The 21,223-nt window shown below is 62.7% G+C and carries 19 protein-coding genes; 13 read left to right on the forward strand and 6 right to left on the reverse strand.

Annotated features, from left to right (window positions below; all coding sequences use genetic code 11):
* Positions 1–29 precede the first annotated feature (29 nt).
* Both folP and glmM read left to right on the forward strand, forming a co-directional pair.
* Positions 30–887 (forward strand): dihydropteroate synthase, encoded by an 858-nt coding sequence (gene folP, locus PRZ03_RS07400; RefSeq protein ID WP_273599686.1) that lies wholly within the window; start codon positions 30–32, stop codon positions 885–887.
* 30 nt (positions 888–917) lie between these two features.
* Positions 918–2,249, forward strand: coding sequence for a phosphoglucosamine mutase (glmM, locus tag PRZ03_RS07405; RefSeq protein WP_263532989.1), 1,332 nt, complete (start codon positions 918–920; stop codon positions 2,247–2,249).
* 77 nt (positions 2,250–2,326) lie between these two features.
* Here glmM and PRZ03_RS07410 read toward each other — a convergent pair whose 3' ends face one another.
* A complete protein-coding gene (locus PRZ03_RS07410) occupies positions 2,327–3,142 on the reverse strand; it encodes a YdcF family protein (RefSeq protein ID WP_273599687.1) in 816 nt (271 codons plus the stop codon).
* Positions 3,143–3,343: 201 nt separating this feature from the next.
* On the opposite strand from PRZ03_RS07410, the gene PRZ03_RS07415 reads away from it, so the two are divergent.
* The 5 genes from PRZ03_RS07415 to PRZ03_RS07435 all read left to right on the forward strand — a co-directional run bounded on the left by PRZ03_RS07415 (position 3,344) and on the right by PRZ03_RS07435 (position 10,246).
* The gene (locus PRZ03_RS07415) at positions 3,344–7,084 is read left to right on the forward strand and encodes a DUF748 domain-containing protein (protein ID WP_273599688.1); all 3,741 of its coding nucleotides are present in this window, start codon (positions 3,344–3,346) and stop codon (positions 7,082–7,084) included.
* Positions 7,085–7,172: 88 nt separating this feature from the next.
* The gene (gene msrA / locus PRZ03_RS07420) at positions 7,173–7,721 is read left to right on the forward strand and encodes a peptide-methionine (S)-S-oxide reductase MsrA (RefSeq protein WP_273599689.1); all 549 of its coding nucleotides are present in this window, start codon (positions 7,173–7,175) and stop codon (positions 7,719–7,721) included.
* 51 nt (positions 7,722–7,772) lie between these two features.
* Entirely contained in the window at positions 7,773–8,459 is a 687-nt protein-coding gene (locus PRZ03_RS07425) for an ABC transporter ATP-binding protein (protein WP_273599712.1), read from the forward strand.
* Positions 8,456–9,655, forward strand: a complete 1,200-nt coding sequence (locus PRZ03_RS07430; protein ID WP_273599690.1) for an FtsX-like permease family protein — start codon at positions 8,456–8,458, stop codon at positions 9,653–9,655. The genes PRZ03_RS07425 and PRZ03_RS07430 overlap by 4 nt, the downstream gene beginning before the upstream one ends.
* 84 nt (positions 9,656–9,739) lie before the next feature.
* The gene (locus tag PRZ03_RS07435) at positions 9,740–10,246 is read left to right on the forward strand and encodes a DUF3299 domain-containing protein (protein WP_263532984.1); all 507 of its coding nucleotides are present in this window, start codon (positions 9,740–9,742) and stop codon (positions 10,244–10,246) included.
* Here PRZ03_RS07435 and PRZ03_RS07440 read toward each other — a convergent pair.
* Complete coding sequence (locus tag PRZ03_RS07440) at positions 10,218–10,418, reverse strand: hypothetical protein (RefSeq protein ID WP_273599691.1); 201 nt, start codon at positions 10,416–10,418, stop codon at positions 10,218–10,220. The genes PRZ03_RS07435 and PRZ03_RS07440 overlap by 29 nt on opposite strands.
* On the opposite strand from PRZ03_RS07440, the gene PRZ03_RS07445 reads away from it, so the two are divergent.
* Positions 10,419–10,688, forward strand: coding sequence for a hypothetical protein (locus PRZ03_RS07445; RefSeq protein WP_273599692.1), 270 nt, complete (start codon positions 10,419–10,421; stop codon positions 10,686–10,688). It begins immediately after the preceding gene.
* Between the two features lie 90 nt (positions 10,689–10,778).
* Complete coding sequence (locus PRZ03_RS07450; protein WP_273599693.1) at positions 10,779–12,899, forward strand: TonB-dependent receptor; 2,121 nt, start codon at positions 10,779–10,781, stop codon at positions 12,897–12,899.
* Positions 12,900–12,906: 7 nt separating this feature from the next.
* On the opposite strand, the gene pdxH is transcribed toward PRZ03_RS07450, so the two are convergent.
* The gene (pdxH, locus tag PRZ03_RS07455; RefSeq protein ID WP_263532980.1) at positions 12,907–13,542 is read right to left on the reverse strand and encodes a pyridoxamine 5'-phosphate oxidase; all 636 of its coding nucleotides are present in this window, start codon (positions 13,540–13,542) and stop codon (positions 12,907–12,909) included.
* Positions 13,543–13,713: 171 nt separating this feature from the next.
* On the opposite strand from pdxH, the gene PRZ03_RS07460 reads away from it, so the two are divergent.
* Positions 13,714–14,424, forward strand: a complete 711-nt coding sequence (locus PRZ03_RS07460) for a nucleotidyltransferase family protein (RefSeq protein WP_263532979.1) — start codon at positions 13,714–13,716, stop codon at positions 14,422–14,424.
* On the opposite strand, the gene PRZ03_RS07465 is transcribed toward PRZ03_RS07460, so the two are convergent.
* Positions 14,383–15,024, reverse strand: coding sequence for a gamma-glutamylcyclotransferase (locus tag PRZ03_RS07465; protein WP_273599694.1), 642 nt, complete (start codon positions 15,022–15,024; stop codon positions 14,383–14,385). The genes PRZ03_RS07460 and PRZ03_RS07465 overlap by 42 nt on opposite strands.
* A gap of 196 nt (positions 15,025–15,220) precedes the next feature.
* Here PRZ03_RS07465 and PRZ03_RS07470 point away from each other — a divergent pair, with 196 nt between their 5' ends.
* Positions 15,221–16,123, forward strand: a complete 903-nt coding sequence (locus PRZ03_RS07470) for an amino acid ABC transporter substrate-binding protein (RefSeq protein WP_273599695.1) — start codon at positions 15,221–15,223, stop codon at positions 16,121–16,123.
* Positions 16,124–16,144: 21 nt separating this feature from the next.
* Here PRZ03_RS07470 and PRZ03_RS07475 read toward each other — a convergent pair whose 3' ends face one another.
* Positions 16,145–17,503: a sigma-54-dependent transcriptional regulator gene (locus tag PRZ03_RS07475; RefSeq protein WP_273599696.1), complete on the reverse strand. Its 1,359-nt coding sequence runs from the start codon at positions 17,501–17,503 to the stop codon at positions 16,145–16,147.
* Positions 17,496–18,404: a sensor histidine kinase gene (locus PRZ03_RS24050; RefSeq protein WP_409993938.1), complete on the reverse strand. Its 909-nt coding sequence runs from the start codon at positions 18,402–18,404 to the stop codon at positions 17,496–17,498. The genes PRZ03_RS07475 and PRZ03_RS24050 overlap by 8 nt, the downstream gene beginning before the upstream one ends.
* Before the next feature lie 1,366 nt (positions 18,405–19,770).
* Between PRZ03_RS24050 and PRZ03_RS07485 the strand changes: the two genes are divergently transcribed.
* Positions 19,771–20,694: a branched-chain amino acid ABC transporter permease gene (locus tag PRZ03_RS07485; RefSeq protein WP_273599698.1), complete on the forward strand. Its 924-nt coding sequence runs from the start codon at positions 19,771–19,773 to the stop codon at positions 20,692–20,694.
* A gap of 19 nt (positions 20,695–20,713) precedes the next feature.
* Positions 20,714–21,223: ABC transporter permease subunit (locus tag PRZ03_RS07490; protein ID WP_409993937.1), on the forward strand; the 510-nt coding region annotated here is incomplete at its 3' end.

Consider the following 21,223-nt stretch of genomic DNA (forward strand, 5'->3'; position numbering starts at 1 on the left):
GCAGAGCTGCTTTGGGTTCTCAATCTTCTATGCATTGGCACACCACGCGTTTCCAAATTGACCTGAGTCGCCCCCGGGTGATGGGTATCGTCAATGTGACGCCCGATTCGTTCTCCGATGGCGGCCAGCACGCAGCACCAAAGCACGCTATTGAGTGTTGCGAGCGCATGGTGCTGGACGGCGCTGACCTGCTCGATATTGGCGGCGAGTCCAGTCGGCCGGGGGCAAGCAGCTTGTCGGCAGGCGAAGAATGGGCTCGCATCGCGCCGGTTGTCTCGGCCGCGTTAAGCTTAGGCGTGGCGGTCTCTGTGGATACCTGCAAGGCTGAAGTTATGTCGCGCGCCTTGGACTTAGGTGTGGACGTCATCAACGATATTCATGCGCTGCAAGACCCGCAGGCTGTCAACATCGTCCAAGCGCATGGGCATTGCGGTGTTTGCTTGATGCATATGCGCGGCACACCCGCCACCATGCAGACCCTGATCGATTACGACGATCTGCTGAGCGATGTTGCGGGGTTTTTAGCCGGCCGCGCGGCAGCGCTGCGCTCGGCACAGATTGCGCGAGAGCGCATTGTTTTGGACCCCGGTTACGGTTTCGCCAAGACCACCGCACAAAATTTTGAGCTGCTGGCGCGCCAGGCGGAACTGCTGAATCTGGCTTATCCGCTGTTGGTCGGGTGGTCACGCAAGCGCGCGCTGGGCGACGTCACCGGGCGGCCGGTTGATCAGCGTTTGGCTGCCAGTTTGGCGGCGGGTCTGGCTGCAATTGCGCAGGGCGCAAAGATCTTGCGTGTGCACGATGTCGCGGCAACCGTCGATGCGATCAAGGTTTGGCAGGCTGCGTCGGCTCAGTCCTCGGCTAGTCATTTTGCTGAACGACAATAGATCAATATTTTTTTAAAAGGGATGCTCACAATGAGCCGTAAGTATTTTGGTACCGATGGTATTCGTGGCACGGTCGGGCAAGGCGCGATCACACCTGATTTCATGCTGCGCCTGGGCCATGCCGTGGGGCAGGTCTTGCGTAAGAACGGTGGGCGCCCCAGTGTCTTGATTGGCAAAGACACGCGCATCTCCGGCTACATGATCGAGTCGGCTTTGGAGGCGGGCTTTGCCTCGGCCGGCGTCGATGTGCTGTTGACCGGCCCTTTGCCCACACCCGGCGTGGCCTATATGACCCGCGCGCTGCGCCAGGATCTGGGCGTGGTGATCAGCGCTTCGCACAACCCTTTTGCCGACAACGGCATCAAGTTTTTCTCGGCCAAGGGCGAGAAGCTGTCAGACGCCTGGGAGCAAGCGGTTGAGTTGGCGCTGGAAGATCCGCCGACCTGGATCGACTCTGCCAATTTGGGGCGTGCCCGCCGCATCGCCGAAGCGCGCGGCCGCTATATCGAGTTCTGCAAGAACAGTTTTGGCCAGGATCTCAGCCTCAAGGGTTTGAAGATCGTCATTGACGCAGCCAACGGTGCGGCCTACCACGTGGCACCCGATGTGTTCCATGAGTTGGGCGCCGAAGTGATCTCGATCGGCTGCAGCCCCAATGGCTTCAATATCAATGATGGCTGTGGCGCGACTTCGCCGGCGGCCCTGGTGGCTGCCGTCAAAGAACATGGTGCGCATTACGGTGTTGCACTGGACGGCGACGCCGATCGCTTGCAACTGGTGGACGGCGAAGGTCGTTTGTATAACGGCGACGAGTTGCTGTATTTGATGGTCGCGGACCGCCTGGCCCAAGGCGGGCAGGTGCCAGGTGCGGTCGGCACCTTGATGACGAATATGGCGGTCGAACTGGCCATCAAGGCCCTGGACGTGGACTTTGTTCGCGCCAAGGTGGGCGATCGTTATGTGTTGGAAGAACTCAGCGCACGAGGCTGGCAGCTGGGCGGGGAGGGTTCTGGCCATCTGCTGGCTTTGGACAAGCACACCACCGGTGACGGCATCGTCAGCGCGCTGCTGATTCTTCAGGCGGTGATGCGCACCGGCAAGAGCATGTCTCAGCTCTTGGCACCGGTCACCTTGTTCCCGCAAGTCTTGATCAATGTGCGTCTGCAAGCGGGCCAGGACTGGAAGAGTAACGCCCAGCTGGCGCGTGTGCAGGCCGAAGTGACGGCCGAGTTGGCAGACCGTGGTCGGGTTCTGATCCGGGCCTCGGGTACCGAGCCTTTGTTGCGCCTGATGGTCGAGGCGAGCGACGGTGCGACGGCGCAGCGCTGTGCCGAACGCTTGGCCGAGGCGGTCAAGAGCTAAAGAACCAAGAGGCTCAATGCCTGGTCGGCAGTGCTTCTTGTTCCAGCGCTGCCGATTTGCTGCCATGTCAGCGACATTCAGTGGCCGGTCTGCAGCCCAATCCATTCATAGATCGCAAAGCGAACCCGCCAGATGCCGTCGTCCGACGGCATCCAGTCCCGCAACTCCGACTTGCCGTCGCGCAGCAAGCCGACCGGGGCGGCTAGGATTTCGATGTCGCCCTGAGCTGCAGCGCTGAAAGCTCTCAAGGAGCGAGGCATATGCTGCTCATGGGTCACCAAGACGATCTTCTTGATGCCATCGGCGCGGAGCATTTGCAGACTGAGTGCGGCGTTTTCGCGCGTGTCGCGCGAGCCGCCCTCTGCCCATCTCAAGCTGTTGCCAAATTCTTCCTGCGCGATTCGCTGCGCAATTGTGGCCTCGCTGTCTTTCTGGCGTCTGGCCGCCCAGCCTATGCCGCCGGAAAAACCCAGCGGTGCCTTGATCTGCTTGGCCAACCACACGCCGTAGCGCAGTCTTTGCAGGCTGATGGTGTTCAGGCTTGGCCTATCGTACTCCGGCGCATATTGACGGGCGCCACCACCCAGCACCAACACCGCCACGTCTTTTTGAGTCTGGCTGCGCCGTGCCAGCTCGGCTATGTCCTGCGTACTCAAGGCCGCTGGGGTGTGCAGCAAGTGCTGTGAAAGAACTTGGCCAAACCCTTCGCTGGTACTGAGCCAGATGCCCAGCACGCCCAAACCGATAACCAGCCGGCCCCATATCGGTGGCCTTTTTGATGAGCCTCGCAGCATCCATGCGCCGAGCGCAATCAGCACCAGAAAGGGCACTGGGGGCAGCGCCAAGGTCAGGGCGAAGGGCTTGATTTGGTGCAGCAGGGCGGCAGAATTCAAAATAGGTCCGGGCGTCGGGGGCAGGGCGGTCTCTGGAAACCTCTGAGCAACTGTTAACTAACGAGTCATCGAAGCAGAGCCGGGGCTCGAATATATTCAATAATTGTGCCGTGCTGGAGACAGATGGCCCCAATGACGCGCAATATGACGCCCCCTATGACGCCCGACCAAAGATCAAATGCCACGCCGAGGGCCAAGCCCATGCAGTCCTGGAAGCCCTGGCAGCGCCTGCTGGTCGGCTTGTTTGGGGCACTGTCGGGCCTGCTCTTGCTGCTCTTTTTCGCCAGTTGGCTTGTATTGCCCAACTGGCTGAAAACGAGCGGCGCCGAGCTGGCGAGCAAGACGCTGGGTCGTGAAGTTAGCGTACGGGCGGTGAGCTTTCATCCTTGGGCCCTTGCCCTGACGCTGGACGGCGTGAGCGTCGCGGGCACGGCGCAGCAAAAAGAGGCCTTGCTGGAGCTGGAGCAGCTCACCGTCAATTTGTCCAGCAGCTCGCTGTGGTTGCGCAGCCCGGTGATTGAATCGCTGACCGTCGTGCGCCCGGTCCTGCGTCTGACGCGCTTGTCCGCCGGCCACTACGACATCGATGATTTGATCGAACGCTTCGCCAAGCCCGCGGCTCCGGCCGCGCCCGATGCCAAACCCTTTGCACTCGCGCTTTACAACATCGAACTCAGGGATGGCGCGGTGTCGCTGGATGACAAGCCCATGGCGCGCCGCCACGAAATCGATCATCTGCTGCTGCAACTGCCTTTTGTTTCGACGCTGGTCGCCGACGTGAAAGTTCATGTTCAGCCGCAGATTGCCGGCCGTCTGAACGGCGTAGCCTTTGGCGCAAAAGGCAGTGCCTTGCCCTTTGCCGAGCAGCGTGTGGCCACACTTGACTTCAAGTTAGACAGCCTGGATCTCGCGCCATATGCCTCTTATGTGCCGGCAGCTGCGCCGCTGCGCTTGAAACAGGGCAAGCTGGCTACAAATCTGCAACTGAAATTTCAGCAAAACGCAGGGGCGTTGCCGGCGCTGGCGCTCGCGGGCCAAATCAATTTGTCTCAGTTTGCCTTGCAAACACCGACTTCAGCACCGAGTTTGTCTTGGCGCGAACTGGAACTGCACTTGCTCGATGTTCAGCCGCTGCAGCGGATCATCGGCTTGGGTGCAGTCAAATGGGTTGCACCCAGCTTGTCTGTGTCCAAAGACGCACGGGGAAAATTGCATTTGGCAGGGATGGGGCTTGGAGGCGGGCCTACACAGGGGCAAGAGACCGCGCAAGAGATGGACCCGAAAAAGCAAGTCCAAGCCGAGAAGGCCGCGCCCTGGCTGCTGTCCCTGAATCAATTCGAACTCAGCGCCGGCGGGCTAGACTGGCAAGACGCTTCCACCAAGCCGGCCGTTAGCCTATTGTTGCGGGATATTGATTTCAAGCTGGGTGCATTGGCCTGGCCACTGAAGGCGGCAACGCCCATCAATCTGGCTTTTCGCGTCCGTCCAGCCGATGGCCCCGCAACGCTTTCGGCGGCCAGCCTTGACGGTGCGGGTAGCCTAAGCGCCGAAAGCATCGGCTTTGATTGGCATTGGCAGGGTTTTGATCTTCAGTGGCTAACACCCTATCTGCAGGCCCAGTTGCCGGGGCAGGGGTCGCTGCGGGTGGCAGGTTCGATGGCCGGCAAGGGTGGACTGCTGGTGCAGCAGCCGCTGATGCCAAAAGCCGAGCAAAGAGCGAAGGCGACGCTGGCTGATCTGCAGCTGAGCGGCCTTTCTATTGGCGCCAAGTCGACCCGCGACCCCTTGTTGCGTCTGGGAGCGGTGGATCTCGATCAGCTCTCTGTGGATACAGAAGCCCGCAAGATCAGTGGCGGTGAGCTCAAGTTCAGCCGACCGGCTTTGGCGCTGGCGCGCAGCCAAGACGGTAGATGGAATTACCAAGACTTCTTGCCCCCCGCTAAAACGTCGCCGGCGGATTCGCCTAGAGCCAAGGAGCCCGCCTTGGCCTGGTCGCTTTTCCTCAAGGGCTTGAAGCTGGATCAGGGTTCGCTGCAGTTGCAGGACGCCGGCACCCGGACGGCAAGCAGTGCAGTGCGTGGAGCGCCGAGCGCGGTAAAGCTCGAGCAAATCAAGCTGGACATGCGTAATTTCGCTTGGCCGGATCAGACCAAAGCGATGCCGGTCAATCTGAGTTTGAAGTTGGCGCCGACCAAGCGCGGCAGCGCTCCCTCGGGGCAGCTGCAATGGCAGGGCGAGGCAAGCTTGGCTCCGCTGATGGCGGCCGGCAGCCTGCGCCTTGAACGCATGCCTTTGCAGTTGCTGGACCCTTATCTGGACCCGGCCTTGGGTCTGCACCTGCAAAAAGGCGAACTGGGCCTGCGTGCTCAGTTCAAGGCTCGGCAGACAGCCGCCGGCCTCGATGGGCAGGCGACGGGCAAGCTCTTGCTCGCCGACTTGCTCTTGCACCAGGCGCGCGAAGTCGACGGCCAAGACGTTGTGGGCGAAGAACTGCTGAGCTGGCAGGCCATGAATCTGGACGGCATCAAGCTGCTGCTCAAGGCTGGCAGTCCGCCTCAGCTGTCGGTGGCCGATGTGTCGCTGAACGACTTTTTTGCCCGTGTCATCATCAATGAGCAGGGCAAGGTCAATCTGCGCGATGTCGGCCAGGTCGAGCGCAAGCCGGCGGGGCCGGCTGTGGCCGAGGCTGCAGCGAGTGCGCCCGACTTAGCAGCCAGCGCTGCGCCGCGTATGCCGATTTCTATCGGTCAGATTCGCGTGAGCAAAGGCAGGCTGGACTTCAATGATCGTTTTGTGCGGCCTAACTACAGCGCTCAGCTGAGCGAGCTGCACGGCAGCCTGGGCGCGTTCGGCTCTGAGCGGGCCGAGTTGGCCCCGCTGAGCTTGCGCGGCCGTGTGGCCGGTACCGGCCTGCTGGACGTGGTGGGGGATGTCAATCCGCTGGGCAAGCCCTTGCTCTTGGATATCAAGGCGACGGCCTCCGATATCGAGTTAGCGCCACTGTCACCCTATGCCGCCAAATACGTGGGTTATGCGATCGAGCGTGGCAAGTTCTCGACCAAGGTGCAGTACAAGATCGATGCAGGCGGCGCCTTGCAGGCCAATAACCAAATCATCTTGAATCAGCTGACTTTTGGCGAGCGCGTCGAAAGCCCGGACGCGACCAAGTTGCCGGTGCTGTTTGCGGTCGCTTTGTTGAAGGACAAGAATGGCGTCATCGACGTCGAAGTGCCCATCAAAGGCTCGATCAACGAGCCTGAGTTCAGCGTCGGTGGGGTGATCTGGAAGGTCATCGGCAATCTGCTGGGCAAGGCCTTGTCGGCGCCGTTTTCGCTGTTCAGTGGCAGTGGTGACGCCGATCTCAGTCGGCTCGAATTTGCCCCCGGCAGCGCGCAGCCGCTGGCGCCGGCTCATCTCGACAGCGTTGCCAAAATGATGGAAGAGCGCCCCGGCCTGTCTCTGACGATCAAAGCTTGGGCCGACCCCGTCGCCGAGCGCGCCGCGCTGCAAGAGCGTCAGCTGGAGGCGGCGCTGCTGGCCGAGTTCAAGCGCGAGCAGCAACGGGATCTGCAGCGCCAAAGCAGCAGCCCGGCGCAGCCGTCCCCCGCCGAGGCCAGGCTGAGCGACGCTGACCGAAGCCGCTTGTTGAAACCGGTCTACCAAGCTGCCAAGCTGCCCAACAAGCCCAAGAACATGATCGGCTTCGCCAAGGACATTGCGCCGGAAGAAATGCGGGCGCTGCTGCTGTCCAACTATGCGGTCAGCGAAACCAGCGTGAGGGCGCTGGCCTTGGAACGCGGTGTGCTTGTGCGGGATGCTTTGATTGCCAAAGGCCTGGCCAATAGCCGGATCTTCCTGGGTGCGCCAAGCTTGCATGAGCCCGAGGCCGGGGCGCAAGAGGCCTGGAAGCCCTTTGCGGATTTACAGCTCAGTGCGCACTGAAGGCTTGAGGCGTCGTGCTCGGCTATGCTTTGGAGGCTCCGATGAAATCAGCAACTAGATCCTGCCAATAGAAAGCCACAGCCAGACCATGAGCGATTTGCCTAAGAACCTGTCCCGTATCACCCTCGGCGGCGGCTGCTTTTGGTGCACCGAGGCGGTTTTCGAGCGCGTCAAGGGCGTGCACAGGGTCGAGTCCGGCTATTGCAACGGCCATGTGCAGCAGCCCAGCTATGAGCAAATTTGCAGCGGCAACACCGGCCATGCCGAAGTGGTGCGGCTCGATTTTGATCCGGCCGAAGTCAGCCTGACCGAGTTGCTGGAGGTGTTCTTTGCCATTCATGACCCCACCACACTCAACCGCCAAGGCGCCGATATCGGCAGCCAATACCGCTCCGGCATCTACACCCACGGCGGTGAGCAAGAAGCGATAGCCCGCGAGGTACTGGCCGAAGCGCAGGTGGCGCACCAGGGGCGGGTGGTAACCGAGTTGCAGCCTGAGCGCAATTACTGGCCGGCCGAGGCCTACCATCAGCGCTATTACGCCCGCAACCCCGAGCAGGGTTACTGCGCTTTCGTGGTGGCAGCCAAGGTCGACAAGTTTCTCTCCACCTTTGCGCGTTTGACGCGCAATGCTTGATTTGTCGGGCTGCGTGGGACTGTGTGAATTGGATTGCGTGATTTGGACTTCGTGAAGGCTGCCGTCGCTTGGGCCGGTCTGCGCTACGCATATGCGCAGGGCCCGCTGCTGCACTTTGATGATTTCATGCTGCCGGTCGGCCAACATCTGCTGCTTCGCGGTGGCTCGGGCACGGGCAAGTCAACCTTGCTGGCCTTGCTGGCGGGTTTGTTGACGCCTTCGGCCGGCAGCTTGCATCTGGGCGGGGCCGGTTTGCACAAGCTTTCGCCACGACAGTTGGATGCCTGGCGCGGCGCGAATCTGGGTTTTGTGCCGCAGCGCCTGCACCTGAGCGCCGCGCTCAGCGTGAATGAAAATTTGAGCCTGCCCTATGTCAGTGCGGGCCTCAAGCCGGAGCCGGCCCGCGCGGCCGAGCTGTTGGATCGTTTGGGGCTCAGCGGCTTGGGTGAGCGCCAGCCGCATCTGCTCAGCGTCGGGCAGGCGCAGCGTGTGGCCTTGGCACGCGCCTTGATGCGGCGGCCGCCCTTTTTGTTGGTCGATGAGCCAACGGCCAGCCTCGACGATGACAGCGCCGCTCAAGTCATCGACTTGCTGCTGCAGGCCGCCCTTGAGCAGTCGGCCACCTTGGTCCTGGCGACGCATGACGGGCGCATCGCCGATCGCGTCTTGGCCGCCGGGATCAAAAATTGGCGTGAGCTGCGCTTGCCAACCCTGGCACTGAGTGCTCAAAGCGCATGAGCTTGTTGCGACTGGCTTGGCGCTATCTCTGGGCTCAGCCTTTGACGGCCGGGCTGAACCTGCTCTTGCTGAGCCTTGGTTTAGGGGCGATTTGCTTTGTGCTGCTGGTCAGCGAGCAGATCGAGCAGGGCGTGCAGCGTGATCTGGCGGGCATCGACCTGATCGTGGGCGCCAAGGGCAGCCCGATGCAAATCATGTTGGCGGGCGCTTTCCATCTGGATGTGCCAACCGGCAATATTCCCTTGGCCACGCTGGAGACGCTGCGCGCGCAGCCCCTGGTTGCGCAGGCGCTGCCGATGTCTTTGGGCGACAGCTTGCAAGGCTTTCGCATCGTCGGCAGCACGCCCGACTATCTGCAGCACTATCAGGCAAGGTTCGCCAGCGGCCAAGTCTGGAGCGGCCCCATGGAGGCGGTGCTCGGGGCCGAGGTTGCCGCCCGCACGGGGCTCAAGCTGGGACAGACTTTTTCCGCCAGCCATGGTTTGAGCCAGCAAGGCGCTGCGCATGGGGAGGAGCAGGTGTATCGGGTGGTCGGTTTGCTGAGCGCCAGCGGCAGCGTGCTGGACCGCTTGATCGTCACCGACTTGGCTTCGGTCTGGCAGCAGCATGAAGCGCATCACGCCGCTGGTCATGAGGCCGCCGATGAGGAACGCGAAATCACCATGGTCCTGCTGCGCTACCGCAGCCCCTTGGCCGCTGTGTCCCTGCCGCGCTGGGTCAATGCGCAGCCGGGTCTGCAGGCCGCAGCGCCGGCGCTTGAAACCGCGCGTTTGTTGCGCATGGTTGGTGCAGGGACCGAGGTTTTACGTGGTTTTGGCCTGGTCTTGTTGCTGGCCGCCGCCGCTTCGGTGTTTGTGGCCCTGCTGCACGCGGTGCGAGCGCGGCAGAGCGATTTGGCCATGCTGCGCATGTTGGGTGCGCCACCCTGGCGGGTCGCCCTGCTGGTCAGCCTGGAGGCGCTGAGCCTGGCCGGCATGGCCACGCTGCTTGGTCTTGCACTCGGACATGGCCTGACGGCCGTTTTGGGCGCGCTCTTGGCCGGCCAGCAGTCGCTGCAGATCAGTGGTGCGTGGGTTTCGCCCTGGGAGGCGCTGATACCGCTGCTGGCTATTGGCTTGGCGCTGCTGGCGGCCGCCTGGCCGGCCCGCGCGGCCTTCAAGCTAGATGTCACCGAGTTGCTGCAGGCGCCGCGTTGATCTGGTTTTGGGCGCCTCGCCTAGCGTGGTGATGAGGGTCAAGCGCAACAGCAAGGGCACAATCGCCCCTATGGAATTGATCGAATGAAAAAGCTAATTGAAATTGCCGCTTTGGCTGTGTTGACCGCAGGCGCCTTGAGTGCCGGGGTCCAGGCTCAACCCGCCCCAACGGTCGGCACCGGTGCGGGTTTTCACGACCCGCGCAGCCCCATCAAACCGCTGCAAGAGCGCGAAGGTGTGTTGGCCTGGGCGCTGCTGTCTTCGGTCTCAACCAAGGTTGAAAAGAACAAGCTCATCCCGGTGTTCCCCGCCCAGGTGCGTGCGCTGGACAAACAAAAAGTCCGCGTGCAGGGTTTCATGATGCCGCTCGAGCCGGGTGACAAGCAGCAGCATTTTTTGCTCTCCGCCGTGCCTACTTCCTGCGCTTTTTGTGTGCCCGCTGGCCCGGAAGGGCTGATCGAGGTGCGCAGCAAGCAGCCGGTGCGCTACAGCCTAGAGGCCATCACCCTCGAAGGCCAGTTGTCGGTACTCAGCGATGACCCCTACGGCATGTTCTATCGCCTCACAGACGGCCAAGCCTTGAAGCCCTGAGGCCAAATTTCGCCGATTCTTCGAGCTGACTTGATTGGCGTTGATAATCGGCGCTCGCATGAATCAGCCCGCCCGTCTCCGCGCTCTCCGTCCACATCAACAGATCAGGTCTAAGTTTTGGCTGATCGTTGGGCTGGTGCTTGCGCTGCTGAGTTTTCAAACGCTCGGGCATTTGCATCGCCATGCCCATAGCCACGGCGTGGCCAAGGGCAGCGGCATGTTCGCCGCCAAGGCGACACCGGTGGACGGCTGGGGCCATCAAAGCGGCGATCTGAGCTGCCAGTTGTTTGATCAACTCAGCCAGGATCACGCACCCGGCGGGCAGTACGCAGTCGATGCCTCGGTGCAGGCGCATTTCTTGCCGGCTGCCACGCCTTGGATTGATGGCTCGTCCGCTAGCTTTTGGAAGCGCGGCGCGCGCGGACCGCCTCTCCAGGCTTGAACTGATTGATGTCTCGGGCGGTCTGCCCGATTGAGTTCATGCCTGCGCCGCCCGCATTCCTACCAGCCGGGCGCGCATCTGGAGAGATTGATGCATTCCCATATTTTTACGCAGCGGGCCCTGGCCCTGGGCGCTAGCCTGCTTTGCCTGTCACTGTCGGCCTGGGCGCAAGAAGCAGTCCCGCAAGCCGCTTCAATGAAGGAGCAAGGCCAAAGCGAGAAGCTGGGCAAGGTCGTGTTGACGGGCAACCCCTTGCGCCAGCAGGAACTGGCCCAGCCCAGCAATGTGTTGGACGGGGACGCGCTGATCCTGCGCCGTGGTTCGACGCTGGGTGAAACCTTGGAGGGCTTGCCTGGCTTGTCCTCCAGTTACTTCGGCCCCAATAGCAACCGCCCGACGATACGTGGCCTGGACGGTGACCGGGTCCGCATGCTGAGCAATTCGGGCGCCTCGGTGGATGCGTCCAGCCTGAGTTTCGATCACGCCGTTCCCTTGGATCCCCTGGTGATCGAGCGCATCGAGGTCTTGCGCGGCGCTGCCGCGCTGCTCTACGGCGGCAATGCGATTGGCGGGGTGGTCAATACCATCGACAACCGGATTCCCCGGCAAGCGCCGCTTGGCGATGGCGGCTTGAGCGGTGCTACCGAGCTGCGTCTCGGCGGCGCTGCGGCCGAGCGCAATGGCGCCATGGTCCTGGAGGGCGGTGACAAGCGCTTTGTCTGGCATGCCGACGCGTCGGCCCGGCGCGCGCAAGACCTGCGCGTGCCCAGTTTCACGGCCGATGGCGTGACCGCCCAGGTGGTGCGCAACTCGGCCTCCGACAGTCACGGCGCCGCTCTGGGCGGCTCGCTGCTGTTTGCCAATGGTTTTGCCGGGCTGTCGGTCGATGACTCACGCAACAACTACGGTGTCACGGTCGAACCCGATGTGACGGTGGAGATGCAGCGTCAGCGCCTGTCGGCCGCCGGCGAGTGGCGCTTTGACGCCAAGGAGACACCGCCGAAAGAGGCGGCGCTCGTCCAACGCTTGAGCTGGAGCATGGGCAGCACGCGTTACGAGCATCGCGAGGTGGAGGGCACGGGCGCGGTCGGCACCATTTTCAAGAGCCGCGGCAAAGACCTGCGTGTCGAGCTAGAGCATGCCAAGCTGGGCCCGCTGCACGGCGTCATCGGCCTGCAATTGGAGGATTCGGATTTCTCCGCGCTGGGGGCCGAGGCCCTGGTGCCGAGCACCAGCACCCGCAATGGCGCCGTCTTTGTGCTGGAGCAATTCAGCAGCGGCCCCCTGGCCTTGTCCGCCGGGGCAAGGCTGGAGTCGGTGCGGGTGGACTCGCGGGGTGATGAGGCGGCAAATGGCGGCGAGGAGCGCTTTGGCGCGCCCAGCCGGCGCAGTTTCAGCCCGCACAGCCTGTCCTTGGGCGGCAGCTATAAATTGCTCGGCGAAGCCGGAACGGCGAACACGGCCACAAGCCACGGCCTGAGCCTGACGGCCAATCTGAACAGCACTGAACGCGCGCCGATGTTTTATGAGCTGCACGCGAACGGCGTGCATGTGGCCAGTGGCGCGTTTGAGCGCGGCGATGCCCAGCTGCGCACCGAAAGCGCGCTCGGCCTGGATTTGGGTCTGGTCTGGCAGGGTAGCCAAGAAATGCTGCGGCTGAACGTCTTTCGGACCCGTTTCTCGCGTTACATCGCCTTGGATGCGACCGGCGCGCAAATTGAGGCCGACGGGCAGTCGCTGCCCGAGTACGCCTTCAAGTCGGTGCCTGCGCTGATGCAGGGCTTTGAGTTGGAGGGCCGTATGGACCTGCCCCAGCTGCGCTCCGGGGCCAAGCTGAGCCTAACGGCGCAACTCGACGCGGTACGTGGCGAGAACCGCGATAGCGGCGAGGCTTTGCCGCGCTTGGCGCCGCTGCGTGCCAGCCTAGGGCTGGATGCCCAACAAGACCAGTGGTCGGGCCGGTTCGAGCTGAGGGCGGCTGCGCGCCAAGACCGGGTGCCGGCGCTGGACCGCCCGACGGCAGGCTATGCCATCGTCAAGCTGAGTCTGGCGCGGCAATTCCGCTTCGCCGGGACTGACGGGCTGTGGTACCTGAAGCTCGACAATCTGGGCAACAAGCTGGCCTATAGCGCCAGCTCGGTGGCCACCATCCGCGACCTCAGCCCCTTGCCGGGGCGCTCGGCGCATACGGGTGTTCAGTTGCGCTTCTGATCCCGCCTCAAGGCGCCAGTCTTTGCTTGATCCACTGGCCGTCTTGGAGCTGGTAGCTGAGCCGGTCATGCAGACGGGACTTGCGGCCCTGCCAGAACTCCCAGGCCTGGGGCTGCAGCCGGTAGCCGCCCCAATGCGGCGGGCGCTGCGGGTGCAGGCCATGCTGCAGAGCTGCTTTGGCCGCGTTGGCCACCAGCACGCCGCGTGAGCTGATCACCTGGCTTTGCGGCGAGGCCCAGGCGCCCAGGCGTGAATCCAAGGGGCGAGACTGGTAGTAAGCGTCGGACTCGGCCGGGTCGATGCGCGAGACCTGACCCTCGATCCGGACCACCCGCTCCAATTCCACCCAATGGAATTGCAGTGCGGCGTGCGGATTGAGCGCTAGTTCTTGCCCCTTGCGGCTCTCGTAATTGGTGAACCAGACGATGCCTTGTTCATCAAAGCCCTTGATCAGCACAATGCGGGTTGAGGGCCGGCCGTCCGGGCCGACGGTGGCCACCGTCATCGCGTTAGGTTCGGGCACTTTGCTGGCCAGCGCATGGTCCAGCCACTGTTTGAATTGGATCAGCGGCTCTTGGGCGGCCAGATCTTCGTCGAGCTCACCTTGCTCGTAACTCTTTCGCAGGTCGGATAGCTTGTTCATACCCCGAGTATCCAATGAAGCGGGCAACACCCGGTAGTCAAAGCAGGTAGAACACCTTAGGTATTGCTCCCACTGGTTCTTGGCATGCTCATACGGCATGCTATGCGCACAAGCGGTAAAGCTCGGCGCAATGATCGGGCGGCGCTGAGGGTGTCCAAAGGAAAACTGAGAATGGCGAAAAGACGACCGGCGGTGATAGTGCTGGCGGCAGGGCGGGGCATGCGCTTTCTGGGGCAAGGTCACAAGCTGGAGCAGCACTTGGGCGGCGCTCTTGATCCGGCCATAGACGCTGCGGCGGATACCGTGTTGGCCCAGACGCTAGCTCATGTGATTGCGACCGGCATGCGGTTGGTGGTCGTGACGACCCAAAAGTTGACACCCTTGATTCAGCCTTTGATTGCGGCACGCGACGTCGTGGCGATACCGGAATTCGATGGCCATGGCCGGCCTACGCCCATAGGCATGGGCTACTCGATTGCGGCCGGCGTTGAAGCGACCGGTGATGCTGATGGCTGGTTGATCGTGCCGGCCGATATGCCTTTGCTGCGCCCGGCCACTATGTTGGCCGTGGCTGCGGCCTTGGAGCACTACCCGGTGGCCTATGCGCAGCATCACGGCCGCCAAGGGCATCCGGTCGGCTTCAGTGCCGAGCTGTATTCGGAATTGATCGATCTGCAGGGCGATGAGGGTGCCCGCCGCATCGTGGCGCGCTACCCCTCGCAAGCGGTTGAGGTGGACGACCCCGGTGTGCTGATCGATGTCGATACGGTCGAGGATCTGGCCCGCTTGAAGGCCCAATATGGCTTGACCGGCCTGGCCGAGCCCATCGGGCGCCAGGGCCTAGCCAACGAGGGGCTGGCAAAGACCGTGCAGGGCGGCTAGCAGGCATTGGCGTTCCAGCTCCGCGTCCCGCAAGCCGTGCTGACGCAGCCCCTCGACGGTACGCAGCAGGTAGTCCAGGGTCGAGCCATAGCGCCCCTGCGCATGTTTGAAGATGTGCAATAAGTCGGCATCGCTCAGTGCGCCTACATGGCCCGGACTTTGGCGCGATAGCGTGAAGCTCAAGGCCCGCTGCGGCCCCTTGGGGGTTTGGCAGTTCAGCCAACGCGGGGCATAGGAGCCGATCACCATCTCGCGAGCCCACAACTCGTTCAACAAGCTCTCGCTCTGCGCTGGCTCCGCCCGGTAAAGCAGGCCTCGGCAACTGCCGCCCGACAGCAGCGCCAACACCAGGCCCGGCTGAGCGGCATTCCCCCGGTTGACCAGCGAGCGCAAGCGCAGGGCGCGGTGGTAACCATGGACTTGCGCGGGCAGGGTGGCGGCAGGTGTAAAACCCGGCTTCCAGATCAAAGAGCCGTAGGCAAAGATCAGCAAGCCTTGGCGGCGATCCCACTGGGTCTGGGCAATGGCCAGCAGCTCTTGGCTGCGCTGCGGCAGCGGGTGTGCGGGGCTGCTTGAAGAAGGTGCGCTCGGGATGGCCATGCCGCCATACTGCCACAAGCTTTTTGCCTTGCCGGCAGGGCTGCTTCTGCCTCGGCCAGCAACCTGGGGCTTACACGCTTGCGCGTGCGCCTGGGCTGGAGACAATGCAAAGCCAATTGATGTGATTTCACGCCACCTTTGTCTTCGACCTGCGAGCGCGCTCTTGATCCTGCTTCCGAAATTTATGCGTCGCGCCATGCTGGGTCTCTTTTCTGGCTTGTTGGCCGGCTTGCTGGCACATACGGCCAGCGCCGAGGCGTTTGACTCCAGCACGCTGCGAAAAGTCCGCGATACCGGCGTGATCGTGCTCGGCTACCGGGTCGACTCGGCGCCGTTTTCCTATTTGGACGAGAAGTTGCGGCCGATTGGCTACTCGCTCGAGCTGTGCGGCCACATCACCGAAGCGATCAAGAAACATCTGCACAAGCCCGAGTTGGAGCTCAAATTGGTGGCAGTCACATCAGCCACCAGGATGCCGCTGGTGGCCAACGGTTCGGTGGACTTGGAGTGCGGCGTCACGACCAATACCCTGGAGCGTCAAAAGACGCAGGCCTTCTCAACGACGACCTTTGTGGCCGAGACCCGGCTGCTGTCCAAGCGCAGCGCCGGCGTACGCGGCTTGGGGGACCTGCGCGGCAAGCCGGTGGCCTCGACCATCGCCACCACCAGCATCCAGCTGCTGCATCAGGCCAATTTGAACGAGCAGCTGGGTCTGAAAATTCTGATCGGGCAAGACGATCGCGACGCTTTTCGCTTGCTGCAGAGCGGGCGCGCGATTGCTTACGCCATGGACGATGTGTTGCTGCGCATGTTGCTGCTCAGCGTTGCCAATGCCGGCGACTATGAAATTTCCGCCGAGGCTTTTTCGGTCGAGCCCTATGCGATTGGTCTACCGCGAGCAGATGCGGGCTTCAAGGCCCTGGTGGACGAGACCCTGGCCGGCTTGTATCGGCGTGGAGAGATCCAGGCCATTTACCGCCGCTGGTTTCAGTCTGCTTTGCCCTCGCGTGGCCTGAACTTGCAGTTGCCGATGAGCGAAGCCTTCAAGCGGGTGGTCGCCCACCCCACCGATTCAGCCGACCCGCAGCATTACCGCTAAGACGCGCCTTAGCCTAACCCGTCAGCGGAAGCGCTCAAGCTCGATGCCATGCCGGTGCAGCTTGTCGTACAGCGTCTTTTTGGCGCAGCCCAACAACTCCATGGCCGCTGGCACGCGCCCTTGGCAGCGCCGCAGCGCTTGTTCGATCAAGGTCTTTTCAACCTGGTCCATCTGCTGCGCCAGGCTCGCGCCATTGCTGGCACCACCGCTCGCCGATGAAGCCTCAGCTTGAGCGCCTTCACTGCTGGCAATGTCTAGCACAAACCGATCGGCGGCATTGCGCACTTCACGCACATTGCCGGGCCAGTCATGCGCCAACAGCTCGCGCAGGCGCTGTGGGCTCAGCTCCGGTGCCTCGCGTCCATAGCGGCTGCTGGCTTGGGCGACAAAATGCTCGAACAAGAGTGCGATGTCTTCGCGCCGCTCGCGCAGCGGCGGCAGCTGCAAGGTCGCCACATTGAGCCGGTAGTAGAGGTCGCCGCGAAATTTATGCTGCTCGCTCAAGGCGCGCAAATCGGCCTTGGTTGCGGCAATAACGCGCACATTGACCGGTAGCTCATCGTTGGAGCCCAGGCGCTCGACGCGGCGCTCCTGCAAGACCCGCAGCATCTTGATTTGGAGCACAAGCGGCATGGTTTCGATTTCGTCCAGCAGCAGCGTGCCGCCATTGGCGTGCTCGATTTTGCCGATGCGCCGCTTGGCCGAACTGGTGAAAGCGCCCGGCTCATGGCCAAACAACTCGCTCTCGAACAAGGCCTCGGGCAGGCCGCCGCAGTTGATGGCGACGAAATTGCGGTCGCGCCGCTCGCTTTGGTCGTGCAAGCAGCGCGCCACCAGCTCTTTGCCGGTGCCGGTTTCGCCCAGAATCATCACATCCGCCGAGGTGTCCGCCAGGTTCAGTACTTGGCGGCGTACGTTTTGCATCGCGGCCGAGTTGCCCAATAGCACCGCTTCCATGCCGCTGCGCCGCTGCAGTTGGCCACGCAGTTCGTCCACCGCCACGCGCAGCACGCGCTTGTCCAGCGCACGGGTCAAGGCATCAACAAAGCGCTCCGGCGCAAAAGGCTTTTCGATGAAGTCATAGGCGCCGGTGCGCATCGCCCGCACCGCCATCGCTACATCGCCATGCGCCGTCACCAGCACGACCGGGATGCTGGCATCGGTCGCCATCACATGATCAAGCAGGGCCAGGCCGTCCATGCCGGGCAAGCGCACGTCGGTGGCCACCACCAGTTGCGCGCCGGGCTGGATATGGGGCAGCGCCTCTTCGGCCGAGCCGCAAGCCAGCACGTCCAGGCCGGCCAGCTCCAGCGTTTGTGTCAGGCTGGCGCGTACAGGCGGGTCGTCCTCGACAAACAAAACCTTGAATCCCTCAAACATGCGGCCCATCCTCTTTGCTGACTTCCAGATCGAATTCGAACATCATGCCGCCACCGAGTTCGGCTTCAATGGCGATGGCCCGCAGGCTGCCGCCAAATTCATGGATGATTTTGGAAGAAATCACCAAGCCCAGGCCCAGGCCTTGTCCGGCCGGCTTGGTGGTGAAAAACGGCTCGAACAAGCGCGCGGCCAAGTCTGGCGCGATGCCCGGGCCGGTGTCGATGATTTGCACCAAGGCGCGCTTACCCGCGCTGCCTGTCATGGGCTTGGCGCTGATGCTGAGCCGCTTGACGGCGGCGTCTTTCATCGCGTCGATCGCATTACCGAGCAGATTGACCAAGACCTGCTCCAGCCGATTGGCCTCGCAGCGCAGCAGCAAAGCCTCGCTCACCTCCACGCGAACATCGATGCCTTCGGCCTTGATGCGGTGCTCCAGCAGCAAGCGCGCGCCGCCGATGGCCCGCAACAAGGATACCGGCGCATGCGCGGCTTCGGCCTTGCGCGCAAAGCTCTTGAGCTGCCGGGTGATGCCCGTCATGCGCTCCACCATCGCGTCTATGCTTTGCAGGTTCTCGGCCACGCTGGCGTTGCGCCCCTTTTCGAGCAGCAGCAGGCCGTTGCGCGACAAGGCGCGCATGGCGGTCAGCGGTTGGTTGATTTCATGCGCAATGCCGGCCGACATCTGCCCCAGCACCGCCAGCTTGGCGGACTGCATCAGCTCGTCTTCGGCCTGCAGGCGTTGGGCAATCTGGCGCTTGAGTTCCCGGTTGGTCTGGCTCAGCTCCTGGGTGCGTGCGTCGACCTGACGCTCCAGCTGAGCATGCGCCAGTTGCAGCGCGCTGCTCGCTGCAAAGAGCTGCGCATGGGCGCGTCGCCGCGCGGCCAGATAGATGCCCAACATGCCGATCGAAGCGCCAATCGCGCCGCCGCCCCAGGCCGCATAGCGTGCCTGACGCCAAACCTCGGCGGGGTCGGACAGCGTCACCAAGCGCAGCGCCAGCGGCAGCACGGCCCGTTCTTGGGCCAGCAGCTGTTGCTCGCGGCTTGGACCCGTGCCGCCCGTCGCTTCGTGCTTGTTCAAGCTTGGCACCTGGATCAGAGCCGCCTCCTGCTGCAAATCCTCATGTACAAACAGACCCAGCGGGCCCGACAGCGGTCCCGTATAGCGCGGCGAGGCTTGCAAGGCGGCCAGCTGCTCGGCGCTGCGCGGGTTCAGCCAATGGTTTCTCCATTGCGGCACCGAAGACATGATGACCACCTCCCTGTCGTCCACGACCAGGATCTTTTCACCCTGCGAGCGCAGACCTTGGTCTACCCAGGTCGCCTCCAGCGGTGCCAAGTTTTGCATCACCACCACTTGGCCCACATGCTTGCCGCCGCGCTTGAGCGTATGCATCAAGAAATAGTTGCTGCTGCCATTGGTTTCATCGGCGGCGAAAAAATGCCCGCTGGCTTGCTCGGTCGCTGCGGCCAGATACGCAGCGAAGCGTTGCGCAGCCCGGGCCGAAGCGCTGCCTGCGCCGCTGCCGTCGCTGGCGGCCAAGACCTGACCCTCGGTGTCCAGCACCATGCTCAGGCCCAAACCGGCCCGCACATTGATGCCAGCGAGCTTGCGGTTAGCGTGCTGGCGCAGCTCGACATCCTGCGGCGCATTCAGCAAGGCCTGCAGGTCGGCGTCGATTGCGATCAGGCTGGGCAAGTAAGCGTGGCGAGCCAACTCGGCCTCCAGGCTGGCGGCATATAGCTCCAAACGTTCTGCACCCACGGCCGCCAACTGAGCCATACCGGCGCGCTCGCTCCAGCGCTGGCCCAGCAGCAGCCCAAGACCCACCATGGCAATCAAGGCCAGGGTCAGAAAGCTCATCAGGCCTTGGCCACGCAGGCCGAGCCTCAAACGAGGCAGGAAGCGGTGCTGCCGGTTGAAGTCGGCATCGGTGGAAGGAGAAGCTAAGCGCGGTTTCATGCAGCAAGAGGTGAGGGCTGCTCAGTGTGCCTAATGCGCGCGCATCTGTCCCGGCTCATCGTGCAAAGAATTTTTTGCACTTGCCGGCAGCGAGCCAGATTGGTTGGCGGTTTGTGTCGAAGTCCGCACCGGCGTGTGTGCTGCAGTGTCGAATTCCGCCCAGGTCGGTCGTAGCTGTGGTGCCAGGGCTTGTGGGCGCCATAGAGGGCTCTCAGTGAATACCCGCGCACCCTGACTTTTGGCATGTGGCTTGCGAGCTAGCAGCCCAGTTCGACGATAGATTCGCACATAAAGGAAGACAGCAATGGAAACTTTTTTGCAACAGATCATCAATGGTCTGGTGCTGGGCAGCATGTATGCCTTGGTGGCCCTGGGTTACACCATGGTTTACGGCATCATCAACTTGATCAACTTCGCGCATGGCGAGATTTTGATGGTCGGTGCGCTGGTCAGCTGGACTGTGGTGGGCGCGCTCGCTGACAGCGGCATGCCGGGCTGGCTGATGATGTTGATTGCGCTGGCCTGTGCCGTCGTCGTCTGCACCTCGCTGAACTTCTTGGTCGAGAAGATTGCCTACAGGCCGCTGCGCAATGCGCCACGCCTGGCACCCTTGATCACCGCGATGGGCATGTCGCTGCTGCTGCAAACGCTCGCGATGATCATCTGGAAGCCGAACCCAAAGCCGTTCCCGCTGCTCTTGCCGACCACCCCGATTGATCTGGGTGGCCCGGTGATCACGGTCACGCAATGCGTGATCCTGGGCAGCACGGTGATGATCCTCGCCACGCTGATGTGGCTGGTCAATCACACCAAGCTGGGCCGCGCGATGCGGGCTACCGCCGAGAATCCACGGGTTGCGGGCCTGATGGGCGTCAAGCCCGACTTCATCATCTCCACCACTTTTGTGATCGGCGCCGCGCTCGCGGCAGTCGCCGGCCTGATGTGGGCCGCTAACTACGGCACCGTGCAGCACACGATGGGCTTTATGCCGGGGCTCAAAGCCTTCACGGCGGCGGTCTTGGGCGGCATTGGCAACCTGGCCGGTGCGATGGTGGGGGGCATCTTGCTGGGGCTGATCGAAGCGATCGGCGCGGGCTATCTGGGTGACTTGACCGGCGGCGTGCTGGGCAGCCATTACGCCGACATCTTCGCCTTCGTGGCGCTGATCCTGGTGCTGACTCTGCGGCCTTCGGGCTTGCTGGGTGAGCGTGTGGCGGACCGAGCCTGATCCAGCTGAGGAGAAATTCATGCAATCACAGCAAAAAAACAAAGTCTTCGTCTTCCTGCTGGCGGCCCTGGGCCTGCTGGTAGTGCCGCTGTTCGCGCAGCAGTTCGGCAACGGCCCGGTGCGCATCATCGATCTGGCCTTGCTCTATGTGCTCTTGGCGCTTGGGCTCAATATCGTGGTCGGCTACGCGGGTCTGCTGGATCTGGGTTATGTGGCCTTCTATGCAGTGGGCTCCTACATGTTCGCGCTGCTGGCCAGCCCGCATCTGAGCGAGAACTTCGAGTCCTTCCGCGCCGCCTTCCCCGACGGCTTGCACTCGCCCTTGTGGCTGATCATCCCGCTGGGCGCTGGCCTGGCGGGACTCTTCGGCATCTTGCTGGGTGCGCCTACGCTGAAGTTGCGCGGGGACTATCTGGCCATCGTGACCTTGGGCTTTGGTGAAATCATCCGGGTCTTCTTGAACAACCTCGAGCACCCCGTCAACATCACCAATGGCCCACGCGGCATCGGGCAGATCGACTCGATCCAC

Origin of the sequence: Roseateles albus (assembly GCF_028595345.1) — a bacterium.
GTDB classification, from domain to species: Bacteria; Pseudomonadota; Gammaproteobacteria; order Burkholderiales; family Burkholderiaceae_C; genus Paucibacter_A; species Paucibacter_A albus.